This is a genomic window from Mesorhizobium silamurunense (assembly GCF_014843825.1).
GTDB lineage: Bacteria > Pseudomonadota > Alphaproteobacteria > Rhizobiales > Rhizobiaceae > Mesorhizobium > Mesorhizobium silamurunense.
In genome coordinates this window covers 1-273 of the sequence record NZ_JHQR01000460.1, presented here as the reverse complement: position 1 = coordinate 273, position 273 = coordinate 1, and the positions used below count along the sequence as shown (strand labels likewise).

The following is a 273-nucleotide window of genomic DNA, read 5'->3' as shown; positions in this document are numbered from 1 at the left end:
TCTGGCCGGTGACGAATGCAGCCTCCTCGGAAGCAATCCATGCGACCATAGCCGCGACTTCCTCAACACGGCCGGTTCGACCCAGCGGATGAATGGCACCCAGCCGCCCCCGCGCCTGCTCGGGCAAAGCGGCGACGAAATTGACGTTGAGATCCGTATCGATCCAGCCAGGAGCCACGCCGTTGCAACGCACCCCGTCTGGCCCGCCATCGACAGCCACGGCACGCGTTAGGCCGTGCAGCCCTGCCTTGGAGGCACAATAGGCCGCGTGCC

1 protein-coding gene is annotated in these 273 nt (G+C 65.9%); it reads right to left on the bottom strand.

Translation table 11 applies throughout. From position 1 onward, the window contains the following. Window positions 1-220 (bottom strand): SDR family oxidoreductase (locus DH10_RS35980; RefSeq protein ID WP_343221692.1); only part of this gene is annotated, 220 nt, incomplete at its 3' end. Window positions 221-273: the final 53 nt, after the last annotated feature.